Genomic DNA, 17,906 nt, shown 5'->3' with positions numbered 1-17,906 from the left:
GCCCGTTATTTATTTTTGCGAAAAAAGGGGGCTAGGACATGATCGATATTCACTGTCACATTCTTCCCGCATTGGATGACGGGGCAGGTGATTCGGCCGACAGCATAGAAATGGCAAGAGCCGCTGTTCGTCAGGGAATCCGGACGATCATTGCGACACCTCATCATAACAACGGTGTGTATAAAAACGAGCCAGCCGCAGTCAGAGAAGCAGCAAATCAGTTAAACAAACGTTTAATCAAAGAAGACATTCCTTTACATGTGCTTCCGGGACAGGAAATCAGAATCTACGGCGAGGTGGAACAAGACCTTGCCAAACAGCAGCTGCTTTCGCTGAATGATACAAAACACATCTTGATTGAGTTTCCGTTTGATCACGTTCCCCGATATGCGGAGCAGCTTTTTTATGATTTGCAGCTGAAAGGATATATTCCGGTTATCGCCCATCCTGAACGCAACAGGGAAATTCGCGAAAACCCGTTCTTGCTGTATCATCTTGTGGAAAAAGGAGCAGCATCTCAGATTACTTCAGGAAGTCTTGCGGGGACCTTCGGCAAGCAGCTGAAAGCATTTTCTCTCCGGCTGGTTGAAGCCAATTTGATCCATTTCGTAGCCTCAGATGCCCATAATGTGAAAACGAGAAATTTTCACACTCAAGAGGCCCTTTATGTTCTAGAGAAAGAATTCGGCTCGGAACTTCCTTATATGCTGACGGAAAATGCAGAGCTTCTCTTGCGGAATCAGACCATCTTCAGACAGCCTCCGCAACCGGTCAAAAGAAGAAAATTGTTTGGTCTTTTTTAACAGCCGATTCTCATTTCACCACTTTCTTTTTGAGAGCGATATAATAGTGTATTGTATGGTTGAATCACATTTCAGAAATCTGTACAGGCTGTACCCGACAGGCTATGCGGGAGATCATTCGCATTCATGATAGGATGTTCTCATACGATATTACGGAAGCTGCAAAGCAGCAATTTAACTGTTGGAGGGAAACAATGAATATAACAGTCATCGGAACAGGCTATGTCGGTCTTGTGACAGGTGTTTCTCTTTCTGAGATTGGACATCATGTAACCTGCATTGATATTGACGCTCACAAGATTGATGAAATGAGAAAGGGCATTTCCCCCATATTTGAACCAGGTCTTGAAGAGCTGATGAGAAAAAATACAGCTGATGGACGGCTGAACTTTGAAACGAGCTATGAGAAAGGCTTGGCACAGGCAGACATCATTTTTATAGCGGTCGGCACACCGCAGAAAAGCGATGGGCACGCCAATCTGGAGCAAATTACAGATGCGGCCAAACGCATCGCAAAGCATGTCAAACGAGATACAGTCGTGGTAACGAAAAGCACAGTACCCGTTGGGACAAACGATTTGATTAATGGACTGATCACTGAACATCTAGCGGAGCCTGTCAGTATTTCGGTCGCATCCAATCCGGAATTTTTGCGTGAGGGGTCGGCGATCTATGACACCTTTCATGGTGACAGGATCGTGATCGGGACGGCCGATGAGAAAACAGCAAATACGCTGGAGGAGCTCTTCCGTCCGTTTCAAATCCCGATTTACCAAACGGATATCAGAAGCGCCGAGATGATCAAATATGCCTCAAATGCTTTTCTGGCCACTAAGATCAGTTTTATAAACGAAATTTCGAATATATGTGAAAAGGTCGGCGCCGATATTGAAGCAGTCGCGTACGGGATGGGACAGGATAAGCGGATCGGGAGCCAGTTTTTGAAAGCGGGCATAGGCTACGGCGGCTCTTGTTTTCCAAAGGACACAAACGCCCTCGTGCAAATTGCCGGCAATGTCGAGCATGATTTTGAACTGCTGAAATCGGTTATCAAAGTCAACAACAATCAGCAGGCGATGCTGGTTGATAAAGCGCTGAACAGGCTCGGCGGGGTGACGGGAAAAACGATTGCCCTTTTAGGCCTGTCATTTAAACCGAATACCGACGATATGAGAGAAGCGCCGTCAATTGTTATTGCAGACCGTCTCGCTGTGCTCGACGCCCGTATCAGAGCCTACGATCCCATTGCAGTTAGCCATGCAAAGCATGTTCTCCCGCAAGCTGTTGAATATAAAGAGACGATCGAGGAAGCTGTCAAAGGGTCTGACGCCGTCATGATTTTGACCGACTGGGCTGACATTAAACAATTTCCGTTAGCGGCTTATCAGGATTTGATGGAAACGCCGCTCATTTTTGACGGCAGAAACTGCTACACATTGGATGAGGCTGCGGCTGCAGGAGTGGAGTATTATTCTGTCGGTCGGAAGGCGGTTGTTCCATCAGGTGCAATTCAATAGATGAAAAAGAAAGGCTGGTTGCGCACCAGTCTTTTTTTCATCTATTGCGGGGTGCTGAATACATTTGCTACTATTTAACTATTGTTTGGAAAATTATACAGAAGTAGGGCTTCTTTAAACAATCGTTTGAAAAACATTAGAAGAAACGAAGAAAACCAGAAAATAAAACCTTGGAGATGCCGGAAAAGGAGAGAATCTGATGAATCATCTGCCCGAAAAAATGAGACCGTACCGCGACTTGATGGAGAAATCAGCGAAAGAATACGTGAAACTGAATGTGAGAAAAGGGAAAACAGGACGATATGACAGCAAAATTGCCGGTGATCCCTATTTCCCCAAGCATGAAACATACCCGACTGATGAAAATGGACAGCCGATGAAGCTTATGGCACAGATTAATTTCTCACACATTCCCCAGCTTGACGGCTACCCTTCTTCAGGTATCCTGCAGTTCTACATTTCTCTTCATGATGACGTCTATGGACTAAATTTTGACGATCGATGTGAACAAAAGAATTTCAGAGTGATCTATTTTGAAAATATCATAGAAAACGAAGACGAGCTTGTTTCTGATTTTTCATTTATCGGCACAGGCGAATGTGATTTTCCGATTTTATCAGAAGCGGCAGTCGAGCCTGTGAAATCTTCGGAATGGGTGCTGCCTACAGATTTTCAATTTGAGCAGTATACGGGCATGGAAACAATGGAGTTCTTTGGTCAGTTCGGCGAGGATGAAGAAGACATTTATAATGAACTGGCTGAAAACGGATTTGGCCATAAAATCGGCGGATACGCTTCTTTTACCCAGCATGATCCACGGGAATACGCATATAAAGAACACACCATCATGCTTTTACAAATTGATTCAGACGATGATATCGATTCAATGTGGGGAGACGTCGGCATCGCCAATTTTTTCATCACACCTGACGATCTAAGGAAAAAAGACTTTTCAAACGTTCTGTACAACTGGGACTGCAGCTAATACAAGCTTTTGATCTAAAGGGTCAGAAGCGGGGAATAATAGAAGCCAAAGACAAAATCAGACGTGATCGACCTGATGAAGAACATAAACATGAACAATAAGCTCAGCGCCGAAAGAGGCAGATCAACAGCATCTGTCTCTTTCAAGTGCCTTTTTAACTATGACTTTAGGTGATTTTATTTGATAAAACGTTTTCATTAACTGTATAACGAACAAAAACAAGATTAAATACCTACATTCCAAGAGCGTTATATGCCTAAATTAAGCCATTTACCCTATTTAAGCCGCCTTCTGGCTATTTTAAAATATAATATATGGAAATAAAGTATGGAAAAGTCTATCTTCATCAGCCCCTCCATACGACTTTTTGAGTATTAAGAGGTGATTCAGATGGGTTATGAAAGTATGCTGGCGGATATCAAAAGTTCGCTCAACGGAAAAATTTCCGACGTGGAAGACAAGATCGAAAAGCTGAAAAAAGCAAAAAAGGACATAGACACACTGCAAGAAGAGGCAATCACTGAAATCAAAGAAATTGTGAAACCGGAATTGGGCAAGCATTGGACGGGAACAAAAGCCGATGATTTCGACAAGGGAAGAGAAGAGGCGAAATCGGAAGCATCTAAGATTGTGAATGATAAATATAACGAGTATATGGCATCGATTCAGATGGAGATTATTCAGTTGGAATCTATGAAATTTCTCTATGACAAAGAATTAAAGCTAGCGAATTTTGCTGGGCATACTCTTGCTAAGGGTGAAGAATTCTTGGAGGATGCTGTTAATCAAATTAAATCTATTAAATTGTGGTGATCTTTTTTATGTCAGAAATTAAATTGAAATACGATGCTGTAATCAAAACATTAGAGTCTGTCAAAGATGCGCTTGCTGACGTATCAATCGGCGCCGCGGGGTCCAATGGAAAAAACAAACTCGATTATACGAAAAAATATCATGAGCGTGAGGAGAACATCAAAACCATGCTCGGAGATTACAAAAAAGCGGTACAGAAAAATATCGAGGATACAAAGGATAATGTAGATTCACTCAAAGAGCAGGACGAGGCGATAGCGGTAAAATAGAACAGAAAGGGCAGTGCGATGAGCAAAGTATTTGAATCTAAATCTTTAATCGAAGAAGCGAAGAGCAGAAAAAAGCAATATGAGACGCTTGAGGAGCAGCTGAATACGCTGAAAAAAGCGTTTCAGGGAGTTGCAGATTTAGGCGATAATTTTAAAGGCAAAGGCGCGGATAATATTAAAGATTTTTTTCAGGGGCAGGCGGAAATCGTAGACAGCTGGCTGACGCTTGTCTCTGCTCAAATTGCGTTTTTAAATGGCATTTCAGGAGATATTAAAGATCAAGAACTGAATGATTCATATGTGGAAACTTCTTTTTTGGATCATGAGCTGCCCAATGGAGACCTGAAAGCCTCAGAGATGGTCTCCGCTCATAAAGAAGAAATCGATTCTATTTTGTCAGGCATCAGCGATATTATTGATCTCGACATGTACACGCTTGACGACTATGCAGATAAGATGGGCGATGCCCAAAAAATCAGACGTGATACAATCACAGCTGTCGATAAGCTTGATGAATCCCTGACCACTGAATATCAAAATTTAGAATCTCTGGACAACGCAGTGCTCACCAAATATTCTGTTCTCATGCAGGCCACCAGCAATGGGAAGAGCGCATCCCCTATGTACTATGACAAAAAAGCCTTCCACAGCAATGAAGTCTACAAAAGCGTCATTGAAGTAGAAAATCAAGGAACAACCTATATCGATGCAAAAACCCAGCAAGCAGAAGCAAGACGGCTCCAGGAAAAAGCCGAGGAAGAAGCAAACAAACCGTGGTACGAAAAAACATGGGATGGAGTTTGCAACTTTACTGGAGAAGTCACTGGCTATTATGATTATAAAAGAGCAACCGAAGGCGTTGATCCGGTTACCGGAGAAAAACTCTCCACCGCGGAGCGTGTGACAGCAGGAGCTATGGCCGCTGCCGGATTCATACCAGTCGTCGGCTGGGCAGGCCGGGCCTTCAAAGGCGGAAAAGCCATCTACAAAACCGGAAAAGCAGCTATCGCTGCTGAACACGCATTAGACGCCTACAAAACAGGCAAATCCTTAGACATTCTCAAAATGACAGAAATGGGCGCATACGGCCTTGTTGCGTCAAACGGATTCTCAGAAGCTGTCACAGGCCGGGATATGTTCGGAAACAAAGTGTCTGAGGAGAAGCGGAAGCAAGGGGCGCTGGAAGCTATTACTATTATTGGTGGAGCAGGATTGGCACACTACTTTGATCGGTTGTACCAAAAAAATGCTCCATATGTCAATAAAGTGAGTAATGAAAGCCTTATTAGCAATATTGCTAAGACTACTGAAGAAAAACAAACTAGGCTTCAATATTTAAGAAATAAGCATGGTGTATTGTCTAAAGAAGATCTTCACCATCGAATAAATCTAAGGGCAGAAGTACTAAACGAACTTAGTAGAATTAAATCTTCTGGTCTAACTAAAAAACAAAGAGGCCCTGCGGTAGCTGGTGTATTGGACAAAAAAACAGGCAATTATTATTTTGGAATAAACAATATAGATGGGAAGCCACCTAAGGTACTACATCCACTTATTCATGATAGAATTGTAAATATGCCTACAGAACTTAAAGAAGGTTATATAAAGACGTCAGGGGCGGGTTCTCATGCCGAAGTTAATGCTCTAAATGAAGCGTTACTTCAAAGACCTGATGCGGATTTAAAAGATTTAATGGTATATGTAGTAAGTGCTAGGAAAATAAATAAAAAGATGCCAGAAGGTGTCCCAATGCCTAGATGTCCACATTGTGAATATATAACTCAAAATACAAATTATATACCGGAGGCTTTAAAGTATGGAAAATGAATATGATATGAAGAGTATAAAAGAAAAGGGAGTGGACTTTGAGGATTTATGGTTCTCTTCGGTAAGTGATGAGATTTTAGATAATCCTGAAGACGAAAATGGCCAGCCGTTTACAGGGCTGGCTTACGAATTATATCCAAATGGTCAAATCATCTATTTTACTAAATATAAGAATGGTCTGGCCCATGGTTTAACATGTGAATTTTATGAAAACGGGAATAAAAAAAGTGAAAAAGAATACCGATATGGGCAATTGCACGGTATAAGCATAATTTGGTTTGAAAATGGCAGGAAAAAAAGTGAGCAACAGTATGAGCATTCCATACTAATTTCTGAAAAGAATTGGGATGAAGAAGGCAATCTATTAAATAAGTACGAGATAGATACAGATAGTCCTCATTTTGAAATACTAGAATCGAGAAGAGAGACTCACATTAATTTAGGTCGAGAGTGAGCAATCGTTATGAAGGTATTTGATGTGCATAAATTTGATATGAAAAAGGAACAAGACTTTTTACAAGTGCAATTTAACCTTAAAAATCGTATCAACCTATCCCCCACGATCCATCCAGACTCCATCAACACCTGCGCAGGCGTCGATCTCGCCTATTGGGAGCAGAACGGAGAACCATACGGAGTGTGCAGTATTATCGTGATTGACGCTGATACAAAAGAAGTCATTGAAAAAGTGCATAGCATGGGGAGAATCAGCGTGCCGTATGTTTCCGGTTTTCTTGCGTTTCGTGAGCTGCCTTTGATCATCGAGGCGGCGAAAAAGCTGGAGACGGAGCCGGATGTCTTCTTGTTTGATGGCAACGGATATTTGCATTACAACCATATGGGCGTTGCCACCCATGCGGCTTTTTTTCTGGGGAAGCCGACGATTGGGATTGCGAAAACCTATCTCAAAATCAAAGGCTGCGATTTCGTGACGCCTGAAAATGAAGTAGGCGCATATACCGATATTATCATTGACGGCGAGGTATATGGACGGGCGCTGCGAACGCGGCGAGACGTGAAGCCTATTTTCTTGTCTTGCGGTAATTATATTGATTTAGACAGCAGCTATCAGATCACGATGAGCTTGATCAATCAAGAAAGCAGGCTGCCGATCCCTGTCCGCCTGGCTGACCTTGAGACGCATGTTTTGCGAACGTTTTATCAGAAAAATCACGTGTAACACTTGGTGCTCTAAGTCATCAAGTGTTTTTTTGTATGTGTGTGCTTTCCTGGTCTCAAAAACCTTGTCGTCCTTGTGGAGAGGTTTTATTTGAATGTTTTCCGTGTCAAATCGATAAAAGCCTTTAATGGCGCAGACATCCACTTGTCTTTATGCCATGCTAATTGAGTGAAAACGGGGCAATCGCTCTGCCAATTGAGTTCTTTCATCCGGCCTGCTGCAATATCATCTTTTACTGTCATTTCAGGCAAGATTCCAATCCCAAGTCCGGCCATTACGCATTGTTTGATGGCTTCTATGCTGACGAATTCCAATTTGTTAGGATAGACACCGGAGTCATGCAAATTGTTCTCAAAGAGCGTGCGGTACGAGCAGCCGTCCTCTGTCAGCAGAAGAGTTTCGTTTTGAAGATCCTTCAATGTTACTGGTAAATCCGCAGGAAAAGGATGGTCATTATCAGCCACCATTTTGATCTCATCCTGAATCAAAGATTCAACGTGCAGTGCGTCTTCCATCCGGTTTACATCCAAGATGAAGGTGATATCAAGCTGGCCCTGTAAGAGCTGTTCTTTCGCTTGTTCATTGGAGATATATGGTTTGAATATGAGCTTTACTTGGGGAAAAGCCTGTTTAAATTCTTTTATGATAGGGGGCAGGCGGTATGTGCACTGGCTTTCCGTCGCCCCGATTTTTAAGGTTCCGGTTGTTTCTCTTACTTGATTTGCGGCCATTTTCGCTTCTTCTGTTAACGCAATGATCTTCTGTGCATAAGATTTGAACGTTTTTCCTGCTTCTGTCAAGATAAGCCGCTTGCCGAGCCGTTCAAATAAAGGCGTCCCAATTTCTTCTTCAAGTGATTTGATCTGAGAGGTAACGCTTGATTGTGCATAATTAAGCATTTTGGCGGTTAGGGTGAAGTTTACATGTTCTGCCGCCGTAATAAAGGTGATCAGCTGCTTCAATTCCACTTGTTCTCTTCCTTTCTAAATCGGTTTTAGCGATTGGATTAATCGAAATAATCATCTGTATTGATTGATGAATCCATTATAAGATGAAGAAAATCATTCGTAAACAAAGGAGCAGATGCATCATGAAAATTGCGGTTATTAACGGCGGAACTCGGTCTGGCGGAAATACGGATGTTCTTGCGGAGAAGGCTGTTCAAGGATTCGATGCGGAGCACATTTATTTGCAGAAATATCGAATTCAGCCAATTGAAGATCTGCGTCACGCCCAAGGCGGCTTTCGTCCTGTTCTAGATGACTACGATTCTATCATTGAGCGGATATTGCCGTGCGATATTCTTGTATTCGTCACCCCAATTTATTGGTTTGGCATGTCAGGGACATTAAAGCTGTTTATTGATCGCTGGTCACAGACGTTGAGAGATCCGAGATTTCCTGATTTTAAACAGCAAATGTCAGCGAAACAGGCATATGTAACAGCAGTGGGCGGAGACAATCCAAAAATAAAAGGGCTGCCGCTGATTCAGCAATTCGAACATATTTTTCATTTTATGGGAATGCCCTTTAAAGGTTATGTGCTGGGAGAAGGCAATCGTCCAGGCGATATTCTTCGTGATCATCAGGCGCTGTCCGCTGCGAGCCGCTTACTGAAAAGAAGCGATGCGATATGAAGTTTTTGCTGTCGGTCGTTGCTGGCATGCTGATTCTTGCATTCTTTTTATTTTGGAAGGTCCAGCCTCCTGTTTGGATACAAGTTGAAACCAATTCATCCCAGTTGAAGAAATATGTGAGAATGGCAGGAACCACGCTGCAAGTCAAGCACATCATCAAGAGTGACGCAGGAGAAGAAACAGCTGTCATATCAAACGGCATTTCTGGGCCAAAATAAAAAAAGCACCTGTCAAGGTGCTTTTTTCTATAAATGAGGGATCACAAGGCCCCCATATAAAAACGCCGCGATAATCAAAAATGCCGGATGCATTTTGAATTTTGTCATGGCAAGGAGCGAAATTCCCGCAATCACGATCGATTGGACCCAGCCGATCGCTTTGATGCCGTCTGCGCCGATTTGCCAGGTAAGAATGAGCATCATGACCGCGATGACAGGCTGGACGGACAGCGTCATGCCTTTGATGACAGGTGATTGGCGGAAGCGCTGGATGATGCGCAGCAGGACGATCAATGCGAGCGCCGACGGTACGACGGTTGCGATCAGGGCAATTAGGAAGCCGGGCCACCCGCCTGCGCTGTAGCCGACATACGCAGCGATTTTCGTGGCGATCGGGCCCGGCAATGCGTTCGCAAGTGCGAGCATATTTGAGAATTGATCGTTTGAGAGCCAGCTGTATCTGTTTACGACTTCTTCAAACATTAGCGGGATAGACGCAGGTCCGCCGCCATATCCCAGTAGGTTTGCGATAAAAAACGCCATAAATAAATAGATCGATATCATGAGGCTGACATTCCTTTATCTTTTGAATGTTTATTTGTGATTTTGTTTTTCAGTTTAAAATGAAACGCCCCGTACGCTAAGAAAATGATAATGACAAGGCCGGGATTAATCTGTAAAGTTTGCAGGCCGATAAAAGCGATGATAAAAAACAGGATGCCGGTGACCCAGCCGAAACCTTTAAGCGCTTTTTGGCCAAACTCGTACGCCATGATTCCGAGCATGACCGCAATTACCGGCGTGACGGCACCGATCATACCTGCAACAATTGCTGAATGGCTTAACACATTTACAGCCGCAAACAAGCCCACCATCGCAAGACATGTAGGCAGAATGTGGGCGAGGGTCGCCACAATTGCACCTAATGTGCCTTTTAGCTTAAAGCCCAGATAAGCAGCCATTTTGGTGGCAATCGGTCCGGGAAGCGCATTAGCGATTGCTAATATTTCTCCGAATTCATCATCGTCAATCCATTTATATTTATTGACCGCTTCATGGCGGATCAGCGGAATCACGGAAGGCCCGCCGCCGAACCCTAATATGCCGGTGCGAACCATTGCGGCCGTCATATCCCGATAAGGATGGTTTTTCATTCGTTTCTCTCCTTTACAGCTTCATTCCCATACGGCTTTTGTATCGTTTGATCAGCATCTGGCAATCAACACTGACGACGCCTCGCAATGGATACAGCCGTTTTGTTAAAAATTCTTCCATTTCTTGATCGTTGGCAAAGATCCCATGCATATGCAGCTTGCTCGGGCCTGTCATGTGATAAAGGCTGGTGACCGCAGGCTCTTCCTCAAGCTTAAGAGCGACCTCTTCTAAAAATTGCGGTTCTACCTCGACATTGAAAAACACGGAAACATGAATGCCGATTTTAGCGGGATTGATGACAGCGGTGAATTTTTCAATAACACCGGCTTCAATTAATTGGTTGATACGGGCCTGCACGGCGACCCGTGACAAATCGACTCTTTTGCCAAGATCCGTATAAGAAATTCTGCCTTCTTCATGCAAAATCGTGAGAATTTGTTTATCAGTCTCATCAAGTACAAGGTTGGGGATTTGATATTCATGACTCAATTGCTCCACCTGCTTTCGTTGCCTTTTAGCAATCATTTTATCATAAAAGTTACGTATCGAAATGATAATTTTTCATTTGTTTTCGAAATGAACGAAAAAATATCTTATTATTTGCGAAAAGAAGAAAGTTCGTCAGTTTTTCTGCCGGATCAGTAGATGTGAAAAATCAGGCTCCCTATACTGAAGAAAATTTCTTAAAAAAGGGGACTTGTGATGAACAAATCTGTCATCGGTACAAAGCAAATGGTCGTCAGTCCGCATTACCTCGCTTCTCAAGCCGGAAACCGCATACTGGATAAGGGAGGCAACGCGTTTGACGCCGCTGTTGCGGTGAGTGCTTGTCTTGCGGTTGTGTACCCGCATATGACCGGACTTGGCGGGGATTCCTTTTGGCTGACCTTTCACCAGGAAACAAAGGCAGTAAAAGTCTACAATGGCAGCGGCCGTTCAGGAAAAAACGTAACGAGAGATGTATATAAGGGAAAAAGCGCGATTCCGCTGCGGGGAATTGACAGTGCCATTACCGTGCCGGGAATGGTTGATAGCTGGGATGCGGTCCTGAAGGAGTACGGGCGTCTGTCTCTTGCAGATGTATTGGAGCCCGCACGCGATTATGCCCAAAATGGGTTTCCTGTATCAGCAGATCAGTGTCGTCACACAGAAAAGAATATTGAATTGCTGGCTTCCACGCCTTACACGGCTGACATCTTCACAAGAAGGGGCAAAGCACCTGTCCCGGGAGAGCGGTTTGTGCAAAAAGAGCTTGCAGACAGTCTGAACTTGATTGCTGAAAAAGGAAGAAGCGCATTTTATGAAGGAGATCTCGCTCAGCGGATTGTCTCACATTTACAGAATAACGGCAGTTACATGACAATCGATGATTTTAAAGCGCATCGGGGTGAGTGGGCAGTGCCTGTATCAAGTGATTATCGAGGGTACAGTGTGTATCAGGCGCCGCCGAATTCTCAGGGATTTACCGGTTTATTAACACTGAACATTTTGGAAAACTATGATTTCACCCAAATCGAACACGGTTCATTTGAATATTATCACGTGCTTGTGGAGGCATTGAAAAAGAGTTTTCTAGATCGGGATGCCGTCCTGACTGATCCGGCGTTTGCAGACATTCCGCTTGAAAGGCTTTTGGACAAACGTTATGCAAAACAATTGGCAGAAGAAATCGGCTATCTCGCAATACCGGCAGAAAGCAGGCCGGTGGGAAGTGATACGGCATATGCGGCCGTAATCGATGCGGATGGCAACGCAGTGTCATTCATTCAAAGCCTGTACTTTGAATTTGGCTCGGCAGTCACTGCCGGTGATACAGGCATATTACTGCAAAACCGCGGATCATTTTTCTCACTGGATGAAAATCATGTCAACACGCTTGAACCGAGAAAACGCACCTTCCATACGTTGATGCCGGCTATGGTCTGTAAAGGCGGAAAGCCAAAAATTCTGTACGGCACACAAGGCGGCGAAGGCCAGCCGCAGACCCAGACGGCCATCATTACCCGAATGCTGGACTACGGAATGCATCCACAGCAGGCAATCAGCGAACCGCGCTGGGTATGGGGCAGAACGTGGGGAGAGGAATACGAAGGTCTCAGAGTCGAGGGCAGATTCACAGACAAAACAATCCAAAAACTGAAAGACAGCGGGCATCTCGTGGAGGTTGTCGGTGACTATGATCCGCTGATGGGACAAGCGGCTGCAATCAAAGTTGATGAAGAAGGCTTTCTCCAAGGCGGAGCCGATCCTCGGGGAGACGGAGCGGCTGTGGGGATTTAAATAACTATAGGGTACAAATATAAATCAAAAGCATAAACATAAGGGAGACCTCTACAATGTGGTACATATACTGTTTATCTTCAGGTCTATAATGCCACTCCATAAAAATTCGTATTGAGTCAATCACAATAAAAAATAAAAGAAGCAAATATTCAACTGGAAAAAAGGAGAGTGAAAACACAAACAAAATAAGTAAAGTGATTTCGATCCATTTGTGTGTATTGCTGACATGCTTATATCGCCAGCCGGATTTATCAATACCGTATTTTTTCTTTATAAAAAATTGAGAGGCGAGACTGATGGTAATAGCGATCAGCATTAAAATCCAAAAGTTTGTCATTCCAATTCCTCCTAATCTACCTTTATACGAAGAAAAAGGAAAAACGTTTCATAAAAGAACACCCCGAGCTTACTCTGGGTGTTCTTTTTTTTGATATTTTTCCAGTTATTTACAGGCGATATTTTGTAATCATAAGGTCTTTTTGACTAGTTTCTTCTATTTAAATAGTCCTTATCTTCAGCTGGGACGAATCAGTGTGAATTCTTCCCCCAGCTTGGCATAGTGATTTCCCGCCAATCGTGAGGCAGGCTTTAATTCATCCGTTAAAATATATCCCTTTTCTGCATCATACACCTTTTCATCTAGGTGGAAGCAGACAACTCTTCCGATGAGCAGATCTGCTGTAGTGATGCCTTGATCATTGTCAAAGGTAATATGCCGCTCTAATTTGCACTCAAAGCGAACGCGGGCTTCCTTAATGCCGGGAACTGAAACAGCTTTGCTTTCAACAGGATGAAGCGAGGTGCGTGTAAGCTCGCTTTCATCCGGCCTTAAGCTTGCAGCTGTTTCATTGATATCTTCAATGATGGCTTCATCACTGACATGAACGACAAATTCTCCGTTCTCCACTGCGTTTCGTGCTGTATCTTTTTGGCGTCCTTCCGTCCTGTTAACAGAAATACTGAGAAGCGGAGGATCTGAGCTGACGACGTTATAAAAACTGAAAGGCGCGGCATTTACCGCTCCTCCTGAAGAAAGTGTTGTCACAAATGCAATGGGGCGGGGAATAACGGTACCTGACAATAGCTTGTATGTGTCTTTGGCACTAAGCTGATCAGCTTGAAATATGTACATAGCAACAACCGCCTTTATCGTTAGGATACCTTGATTATAACGAAATGGTTTAAAGGAAACCAAATGATGCGGGTTGCATATGTTATGTCATGACATATATCTAATACAGGGCAAATAAAAAAATAGGCTTCCGTACCTCCGCCGGCAGCCTATTGAAACAATGAAAACTTAGATTATTTGTATTTCTTTTTGACTACCCAGCAATTGCCGTCTTTCCAGTATTCTTTTTTGCTGTCATAATCATCGTGTCTTTTGTAGTCGTCGCAGTGGTGGTGCGGTTTTTTGTAGTATTTCTTATGGGAACGATAAGATTTTTTGTGTGTGCGGCATGACTTCTTATAGCTGCGAGATTTTTTCTTGTGAGAACAGTAAGACTTTTTGTAGCTGCGAGATTTTTTGTAAGAACGGCAAGATTTTTTATAGCTGCGAGATTTTTTGTAAGAACGGCAAGATTTTTTATAGCTGCGAGATTTTTTGTGAGAACGGTACGATTTTTTGTGGCTGCGTGATTTCTTGTGAGAGCAGTATGATTTTTTGTGGCTGCGAGATTTTTTGTGAGAACAGAATGATTTTTTGTGACTGCGAGATTTTTTGTGAGAGCAGTATGATTTTTTATGGCTGCGAGATTTTTTGTGAGTGCGGTGCGACTTTTTATGACTGCGTTTTTTTCCATGAGGCTCTTGGTATAAATAATCCTTTAAACCTTCTTTTTTTGCGGATTTCACCGCTTCTTTGATGTCAGAATGGGAATAGTGGCCCAATTTGAAATCCTCCTTTTAAAAATGATGTTAAGGATGAAGATCCTTACTACCCTCATAGTACGCGCGGTTTTAAAAAGTGTATAAGTGTTCCGCTGAGATCTTATAAAAATAAAAGCCTAATATTTGTAAGGAGGATTATGGATGAAGAATCAATCCAATTTACCGCTTTATCAGCTGTTTGTTCATCCAAAAGACTTGCGTGAATTAAAAAAGGATATATGGGACGATGATCCGGTGCCAGCTGTGATGAAGGTAAATCAAAAAAGGCTGGATATTGATATCGCTTATCGGGGATCACATATCAGAGACTTCAAAAAGAAGTCATACCATATTTCCTTTTATCAGCCGAAAACATTCCGCGGCGCGCGAGAGATTCACTTAAATGCGGAGTATAAAGATCCTTCCTTGATGAGAAACAAATTGTCTCTGGATTTTTTCTCGGAGCTAGGGACACTGTCTCCAAAGGCAGAGTTTGTGTTTGTAAAGATGAATGGGAAGAATGAAGGGGTTTATCTTGAACTTGAATCCGTAGATGAATATTATTTGGCGAAAAGGAAGCTGGCTGATGGCGCGATTTTTTATGCGGTGGATGATGATGCCAACTTTTCTCTGATGAGCGATTTAGAAAGGGAAACGAAAACATCGCTGGAGCTTGGATATGAAAAGAAAACAGGGACTGAGGAGGATGATTTTTATTTACAGGATATGATTTTTAAAATTAATACGGTCCCTAAAGCTCAGTTTAAGTCAGAAGTGACAAAGCATGTGGATGTCGACAAGTATTTGCGCTGGCTTGCCGGTATTGTATTCACCTCAAACTATGACGGGTTTGTCCACAACTACGCATTATACAGAAGCGGGGAAACCGGATTATTTGAGGTGATTCCTTGGGATTATGATGCGACTTGGGGCAGGGATATCCATGGAGAGCGGATGGCTGCCGATTATGTAAGAATTCAAGGATTTAATACACTAACCGCCCGGATATTGGATGAATCCGAGTTTCGCAAGTCCTACAGGCGCCTGTTAGAAAAAACGCTCCAATCTCTTTTTACAATAGAATATATGGAACCGAAAATCATGGCGATGTATGAGCGGATTAGGCCTTTTATCTTGATGGACCCATATAAAAAGAATGATGTTGAGCGTTTTGACCGTGAGCCGGATGTGATCTGCGAGTATATTAAAAACCGTTCACAATACCTCAAAGATCATTTAAGTATTTTATGAATGCGTGAAAATGGGTATTCGCGGAAAAAGCGACAATTAGGCTATTGAATTAGTTCAACAAATAAATGTGACACGTATATATGCAGTATGTTTATCATCTATGTATAAGTGACTAGGAGGAACTTGAATGAGCAAGAGGAGAATGAAGTATCATTCAAATGATGAAATATCTTATTATAACTTTTTGCATTCAATGAAAGATAAAATTGTTACTGTATATCGTGGAGGTCCGGAATCTAAAAAAGGAAAATTAACTGCTGTAAAATCAGATTATATTGCTTTACAAGCTGAAAAAAAAATAATTTATTATCAGTTGGATCATGTGAAAAGTATTACTGAGGATACCAATAATAGCACCACAGCAATTGAGACTGAGGAAATGCCCGACGCTGACGATTTTCATAGCTTAATCGGACAATTCATGAACCAATCAGTTCAATTTAATCAAGGGGGTCCGGAATCTAAAAAAGGAAGATTGGTCTGGCTGGGAGATGATTACGCTGCGTTAAACACAAATGAGGATGGGGTAGTGTATTTTAATATCCATCACATAAAGAGTATAAGTAAACATGAGCCCGATTTGAAAATAGAAGGACAGACGCCATCAGGTGTCTTGGAAGCTGATGATTTAAGCGAGGTTTTTAAGAGTCTGACTCATAAATGGGTTTCAATTAATCGTGGAGGTCCGGAAGCCATTGAGGGTATCCTTGTAGATAATGCCGACGGCCATTATACTATAGTGAAAAATCAAGAGGTGCTTCGCATCTATTCTTATCACATAAAAAGCATCAGCTTAGGCCCAAAAGGGTCGTACAAAAAAGAGGATCAAAAGAATGAACAAAGCCAGGAAGACAATAATGATAAGGACAGCAATTCGTTCATTTCTTCAAAATCATATAGCTCATCAAAATCATCTAAACGATCACTAAAATCTTCAGATTATCAATCATCCAAATCTGGTCGTTCGTCACGTTCAAAAAGTTCATCAAAATCATCTAAACGATCACTAAAATCTTCGGATTATCAATCATCCAAATCTGGCTGTTCGTCACGTTCAAAAAGTTCATCAAAATCATCTAAACGATCGCCAAGATCATCAGATTATCAATCATCAAAATCATACAGCTCATCAGGTTCAAAGAGTTCATCAAAATCATCTAAACGATCACCAAGATCTTCAGATTATCAATCATCAAGATCACCAGGTTATTCAAGTTCAATAAAAAGTTCAGGAAAACAAAAGGAAGATTATAGCTATGAAACGATTGTTAGAACGATAGACTATCACTGGAAACGTAAATTTTAATAGATAATGGAGGAGCATCAGATTAAGTGATGCCCTTTTTCAGTTAAAGGAGGAGAATCGTGAAAGGTTTGAATCAATTCCTTAACACAGATGTTGAGGTTGTCATTTCAGGAGATACAAGGTTTGTCGGCACCCTCATAGATATCGGACAGGATATTTTTGTTATTTTTGATGGCTGCAATTATCTTTATATTCCCTTGTTGCATCTTCATCAAATAAACAAGGCGAAAATAATGACCAGTACTGAGAAGCCATTTTTGATCAATCCGGAAGATCCAATGATAGAGGCAGAAACTCAAGCTTTTTCATATAGAAATACATTAAACAAGGTCAAAGGCCAGTTTATTGAAGTTTATGTAACTGGGGGTCGATCGATCCATGGGTATGTTACAAATGTTTTAAACGATTATATTGTATTTTTCTCACCTGTATTTAAAATACTTTTTATATCTATGCATCATTTAAAATGGTTTACTCCTTATTCAACTGAACAAACACCGTATACTCTTGACAACTCACAATTGCCTGTCGTGCCTTCCAAAGTTCCTCTTGTGCGTAATTTTGAGGAGCAGATCAAAAAAAATATTGGTGAATTGGTCATATTTGATATGGGAGAGGTGCCAGAAAAAGTTGGTCTATTAAAGGATGTCTCTAATAATATCATTGAGCTTATTAACGCAAGTGGAGAGCCAGTCATTTGGAAGTTAAATCATCTAAAGACAATGCATCTTCCCTAGTGTATACAAAACTGCCCTCTTGAATAGCAGAAGGCAGTTTTTCGTTTCATACTG

Annotated in this window: 22 protein-coding genes; 15 read left to right on the top strand and 7 right to left on the bottom strand. The window is 42.2% G+C overall.

Translation table 11 applies throughout. The features are described 5' to 3' along the window. Positions 1 to 38: 38 nt before the first annotated feature. From SB658_RS13420 to SB658_RS13380, 9 genes are all read left to right on the top strand, one after another. Positions 39 to 803, top strand: a complete 765-nt coding sequence (locus tag SB658_RS13420) for a tyrosine-protein phosphatase (protein ID WP_038427966.1) — start codon at positions 39 to 41, stop codon at positions 801 to 803. Between the two features lie 194 nt (positions 804 to 997). After that, entirely contained in the window at positions 998 to 2,320 is a 1,323-nt protein-coding gene (uglF, locus tag SB658_RS13415) for a UDP-glucose 6-dehydrogenase UglF (protein WP_038427964.1), read from the top strand. Between the two features lie 199 nt (positions 2,321 to 2,519). Further along, positions 2,520 to 3,305 carry a YwqG family protein gene (locus tag SB658_RS13410; protein ID WP_038427963.1) on the top strand — a complete coding sequence of 262 codons (786 nt, stop codon included), beginning with the start codon at positions 2,520 to 2,522 and terminating at the stop codon, positions 3,303 to 3,305. A gap of 75 nt (positions 3,306 to 3,380) precedes the next feature. Continuing rightward, a complete protein-coding gene (locus tag SB658_RS13405; RefSeq protein ID WP_120363587.1) occupies positions 3,381 to 3,479 on the top strand; it encodes a hypothetical protein in 99 nt (32 codons plus the stop codon). A gap of 216 nt (positions 3,480 to 3,695) precedes the next feature. Then, on the top strand, positions 3,696 to 4,118 hold the full coding sequence (locus SB658_RS13400) for a YwqH-like family protein (RefSeq protein WP_017696586.1): 423 nt from the start codon (positions 3,696 to 3,698) through the stop codon (positions 4,116 to 4,118). Between the two features lie 8 nt (positions 4,119 to 4,126). Continuing rightward, a complete protein-coding gene (locus tag SB658_RS13395) occupies positions 4,127 to 4,387 on the top strand; it encodes a YwqI/YxiC family protein (protein WP_024572843.1) in 261 nt (86 codons plus the stop codon). A gap of 18 nt (positions 4,388 to 4,405) precedes the next feature. Next, a complete protein-coding gene (gene ywqJ / locus SB658_RS13390) occupies positions 4,406 to 6,214 on the top strand; it encodes an LXG family T7SS effector putative deaminase YwqJ (RefSeq protein WP_410601753.1) in 1,809 nt (602 codons plus the stop codon). After that, positions 6,204 to 6,668 carry a toxin-antitoxin system YwqK family antitoxin gene (locus SB658_RS13385; RefSeq protein WP_003243602.1) on the top strand — a complete coding sequence of 155 codons (465 nt, stop codon included), beginning with the start codon at positions 6,204 to 6,206 and terminating at the stop codon, positions 6,666 to 6,668. Before ywqJ ends, SB658_RS13385 begins: the two co-directional genes overlap by 11 nt. 9 nt (positions 6,669 to 6,677) lie before the next feature. Further along, a complete protein-coding gene (locus SB658_RS13380; protein ID WP_144500496.1) occupies positions 6,678 to 7,394 on the top strand; it encodes an endonuclease V in 717 nt (238 codons plus the stop codon). A gap of 86 nt (positions 7,395 to 7,480) precedes the next feature. Here SB658_RS13380 and SB658_RS13375 read toward each other — a convergent pair whose 3' ends face one another. Further along, positions 7,481 to 8,362: a LysR family transcriptional regulator gene (locus SB658_RS13375; RefSeq protein ID WP_124059280.1), complete on the bottom strand. Its 882-nt coding sequence runs from the start codon at positions 8,360 to 8,362 to the stop codon at positions 7,481 to 7,483. A 122-nt stretch (positions 8,363 to 8,484) separates the two neighbouring features. Here SB658_RS13375 and SB658_RS13370 point away from each other — a divergent pair, with 122 nt between their 5' ends. Next, positions 8,485 to 9,030, top strand: a complete 546-nt coding sequence (locus SB658_RS13370) for a flavodoxin family protein (RefSeq protein ID WP_144500497.1) — start codon at positions 8,485 to 8,487, stop codon at positions 9,028 to 9,030. Further along, entirely contained in the window at positions 9,027 to 9,248 is a 222-nt protein-coding gene (locus SB658_RS13365; RefSeq protein WP_134154619.1) for a hypothetical protein, read from the top strand. Before SB658_RS13370 ends, SB658_RS13365 begins: the two co-directional genes overlap by 4 nt. Positions 9,249 to 9,275: 27 nt before the next feature. Here the strand turns inward: SB658_RS13365 and chrA are convergent, their stop codons facing one another. From chrA to chrS, 3 genes are read right to left on the bottom strand one after another with little or no spacing between them, the layout of a single operon-like run. Continuing rightward, positions 9,276 to 9,812: a chromate resistance efflux protein ChrA gene (gene chrA, locus SB658_RS13360; protein ID WP_021480764.1), complete on the bottom strand. Its 537-nt coding sequence runs from the start codon at positions 9,810 to 9,812 to the stop codon at positions 9,276 to 9,278. Further along, the gene (chrB, locus tag SB658_RS13355) at positions 9,809 to 10,402 is read right to left on the bottom strand and encodes a chromate efflux transporter subunit ChrB (RefSeq protein ID WP_144500498.1); all 594 of its coding nucleotides are present in this window, start codon (positions 10,400 to 10,402) and stop codon (positions 9,809 to 9,811) included. The genes chrA and chrB overlap by 4 nt, the downstream gene beginning before the upstream one ends. A 13-nt stretch (positions 10,403 to 10,415) precedes the next feature. Then, complete coding sequence (gene chrS / locus SB658_RS13350) at positions 10,416 to 10,892, bottom strand: chromate efflux transcriptional regulator ChrS (RefSeq protein WP_014478181.1); 477 nt, start codon at positions 10,890 to 10,892, stop codon at positions 10,416 to 10,418. Positions 10,893 to 11,105: 213 nt separating this feature from the next. Between chrS and ggt the strand changes: the two genes are divergently transcribed. Continuing rightward, positions 11,106 to 12,683 carry a gamma-glutamyltransferase gene (ggt, locus tag SB658_RS13345; protein WP_024572832.1) on the top strand — a complete coding sequence of 526 codons (1,578 nt, stop codon included), beginning with the start codon at positions 11,106 to 11,108 and terminating at the stop codon, positions 12,681 to 12,683. A 4-nt stretch (positions 12,684 to 12,687) separates the two neighbouring features. Here the strand turns inward: ggt and SB658_RS13340 are convergent, their stop codons facing one another. The 3 genes from SB658_RS13340 to SB658_RS13330 all read right to left on the bottom strand — a co-directional run bounded on the left by SB658_RS13340 (position 12,688) and on the right by SB658_RS13330 (position 14,579). Beyond that, positions 12,688 to 13,023, bottom strand: a complete 336-nt coding sequence (locus SB658_RS13340) for a DUF4181 domain-containing protein (RefSeq protein ID WP_014481121.1) — start codon at positions 13,021 to 13,023, stop codon at positions 12,688 to 12,690. A 177-nt stretch (positions 13,024 to 13,200) separates the two neighbouring features. Continuing rightward, positions 13,201 to 13,818 carry a flavin reductase family protein gene (locus SB658_RS13335; protein ID WP_003227852.1) on the bottom strand — a complete coding sequence of 206 codons (618 nt, stop codon included), beginning with the start codon at positions 13,816 to 13,818 and terminating at the stop codon, positions 13,201 to 13,203. A gap of 173 nt (positions 13,819 to 13,991) precedes the next feature. After that, positions 13,992 to 14,579: a CotG/ExsB N-terminal domain-containing protein gene (locus SB658_RS13330; protein WP_080009846.1), complete on the bottom strand. Its 588-nt coding sequence runs from the start codon at positions 14,577 to 14,579 to the stop codon at positions 13,992 to 13,994. A 141-nt stretch (positions 14,580 to 14,720) separates the two neighbouring features. Here SB658_RS13330 and cotH point away from each other — a divergent pair, with 141 nt between their 5' ends. The 3 genes from cotH to SB658_RS13315 all read left to right on the top strand — a co-directional run bounded on the left by cotH (position 14,721) and on the right by SB658_RS13315 (position 17,852). After that, entirely contained in the window at positions 14,721 to 15,809 is a 1,089-nt protein-coding gene (cotH, locus tag SB658_RS13325) for a spore coat protein CotH (RefSeq protein WP_015714831.1), read from the top strand. A 127-nt stretch (positions 15,810 to 15,936) separates the two neighbouring features. Beyond that, a complete protein-coding gene (locus SB658_RS13320) occupies positions 15,937 to 17,115 on the top strand; it encodes a hypothetical protein (protein ID WP_032727004.1) in 1,179 nt (392 codons plus the stop codon). 59 nt (positions 17,116 to 17,174) lie between these two features. Further along, the gene (locus SB658_RS13315; RefSeq protein ID WP_017696595.1) at positions 17,175 to 17,852 is read left to right on the top strand and encodes a DUF2642 domain-containing protein; all 678 of its coding nucleotides are present in this window, start codon (positions 17,175 to 17,177) and stop codon (positions 17,850 to 17,852) included. The last annotated feature ends 54 nt before the right edge of the window (positions 17,853 to 17,906 follow it).

The sequence above is a fragment of the Bacillus sp. SIMBA_008 genome, from assembly GCF_046535495.1.
GTDB classification, from domain to species: Bacteria; Bacillota; Bacilli; order Bacillales; family Bacillaceae; genus Bacillus; species Bacillus subtilis.
This window is presented reverse-complemented; position numbering and strand designations above follow the sequence as displayed.

Bases quoted from the DNA above. Each gene is read 5' to 3' on its own strand.
- SB658_RS13385 (WP_003243602.1), top strand. From the start codon at position 6,204: ATGGAAAATGAATATGATATGAAGAGTATAAAAGAAAAGGGAGTGGAC.
- ywqJ (WP_410601753.1), top strand. From the start codon at position 4,406: ATGAGCAAAGTATTTGAATCTAAATCTTTAATCGAAGAAGCGAAGAGC.
- SB658_RS13400 (WP_017696586.1), top strand. From the start codon at position 3,696: ATGGGTTATGAAAGTATGCTGGCGGATATCAAAAGTTCGCTCAACGGA.
- SB658_RS13405 (WP_120363587.1), top strand. From the start codon at position 3,381: ATGAAGAACATAAACATGAACAATAAGCTCAGCGCCGAAAGAGGCAGA.
- SB658_RS13370 (WP_144500497.1), top strand. From the start codon at position 8,485: ATGAAAATTGCGGTTATTAACGGCGGAACTCGGTCTGGCGGAAATACG.
- SB658_RS13335 (WP_003227852.1), bottom strand. From the start codon at position 13,818: ATGTACATATTTCAAGCTGATCAGCTTAGTGCCAAAGACACATACAAG.
- SB658_RS13380 (WP_144500496.1), top strand. From the start codon at position 6,678: ATGAAGGTATTTGATGTGCATAAATTTGATATGAAAAAGGAACAAGAC.
- SB658_RS13320 (WP_032727004.1), top strand. From the start codon at position 15,937: ATGAGCAAGAGGAGAATGAAGTATCATTCAAATGATGAAATATCTTAT.
- ggt (WP_024572832.1), top strand. From the start codon at position 11,106: ATGAACAAATCTGTCATCGGTACAAAGCAAATGGTCGTCAGTCCGCAT.
- SB658_RS13410 (WP_038427963.1), top strand. From the start codon at position 2,520: ATGAATCATCTGCCCGAAAAAATGAGACCGTACCGCGACTTGATGGAG.
- SB658_RS13420 (WP_038427966.1), top strand. From the start codon at position 39: ATGATCGATATTCACTGTCACATTCTTCCCGCATTGGATGACGGGGCA.
- SB658_RS13365 (WP_134154619.1), top strand. From the start codon at position 9,027: ATGAAGTTTTTGCTGTCGGTCGTTGCTGGCATGCTGATTCTTGCATTC.
- cotH (WP_015714831.1), top strand. From the start codon at position 14,721: ATGAAGAATCAATCCAATTTACCGCTTTATCAGCTGTTTGTTCATCCA.
- SB658_RS13395 (WP_024572843.1), top strand. From the start codon at position 4,127: ATGTCAGAAATTAAATTGAAATACGATGCTGTAATCAAAACATTAGAG.
- chrB (WP_144500498.1), bottom strand. From the start codon at position 10,402: ATGAAAAACCATCCTTATCGGGATATGACGGCCGCAATGGTTCGCACC.
- SB658_RS13340 (WP_014481121.1), bottom strand. From the start codon at position 13,023: ATGACAAACTTTTGGATTTTAATGCTGATCGCTATTACCATCAGTCTC.
- chrA (WP_021480764.1), bottom strand. From the start codon at position 9,812: ATGATATCGATCTATTTATTTATGGCGTTTTTTATCGCAAACCTACTG.
- uglF (WP_038427964.1), top strand. From the start codon at position 998: ATGAATATAACAGTCATCGGAACAGGCTATGTCGGTCTTGTGACAGGT.